This window comes from Lysinibacillus macroides (genome assembly GCF_001281525.1).
Taxonomy (GTDB): domain Bacteria; phylum Bacillota; class Bacilli; order Bacillales_A; family Planococcaceae; genus Lysinibacillus; species Lysinibacillus macroides.
On record NZ_LGCI01000012.1, the window covers coordinates 1 to 933 of the forward strand.

Annotated in this window: 2 protein-coding genes and 1 pseudogene; all 3 read right to left on the reverse strand. The window is 37.4% G+C overall.

Annotation, left to right across the window (positions count from 1 at the left end; genetic code table 11):
• Positions 1–409: transposase (locus ADM90_RS21910; RefSeq protein WP_200908584.1), on the reverse strand; the 409-nt coding region annotated here is incomplete at its 3' end.
• Between the two features lie 47 nt (positions 410–456).
• On the reverse strand, positions 457–795 hold the full coding sequence (gene tnpB / locus ADM90_RS25650; protein WP_412177006.1) for an IS66 family insertion sequence element accessory protein TnpB: 339 nt from the start codon (positions 793–795) through the stop codon (positions 457–459).
• A gap of 18 nt (positions 796–813) precedes the next feature.
• A pseudogene (gene tnpB / locus ADM90_RS25655) lies at positions 814–933 on the reverse strand (IS66 family insertion sequence element accessory protein TnpB); the annotation flags it as partial.

The following is a 933-nucleotide window of genomic DNA, read 5'->3' on the forward strand; positions in this document are numbered from 1 at the left end:
TTAATTCTCGTCGCGTTTCCGTACTCATTTCATGCACAGTTTCACCGCAACACAAACAGACCTGCTCTTCTTCGGATAAACGATAATGAATCGTTTCCGTAGGCAAGTTTTCAAGTTTCGCATCTCGTTGTCCTACATACTTCTTTCGATTATACGTAATCGTTTCAAGCGTAGGTTCTTCCACTTTTACATCCGCTGTGATTTCAGCTTCATTAAAAAGAGATAGTTCGATTTGATCCGGATTTGTTTTTTCACTAGATGTCCCGAATCTCTTTTGTTGGCTTAGTCGGAATTGTTCTTCCAACCATTTTACTTTTGCCTCTAGGACTTCTTTTTGTTTTTCTAAATCCGCATTTTTTGCTGCGAGTTCTTCAATTGTATCTTGTAGTTCATGCGTATTTTTTTCCATGAAAATAGAATACCATAAAGAGAGGTGACATGGATTGTCAACTCTCTTTAAATGATAAATTTTGCATCCATTTTTTGATGTGCTTGTTTTTGTTCTAATGGAAGTCCATCAAGCAACCAATTTAATTGGCGAGGACTAATGCATTGAGGGTTGGATGTTTGTTCGTCTGGCCATTGAAAAATGCCTTTTTCAAGACGGCGATAATACAACCAAAACCCATTATGATCCCAATGGAGAATCTTTAACTTATCTCGTTTGCGATTACAGAAGACAAATAGATTGGAAGAGAAAGGATCCAGTTGAAAACTCATTTGAACAATCGCTGCCAATCCATCGATCGACTTTCGCAAATCTGTTGAACCCGTCGCTAAATAGACTCGTTCAATGGGTGTTTTACTTAACANCATTGAAAAATGCCTTTTTCAAGACGGCGATAATACAACCAAAACCCATTATGATCCCAATGGAGAATCTTTAACTTATCTCGTTTGCGATTACAGAAGACAAATAGATTGGAAGAGAAA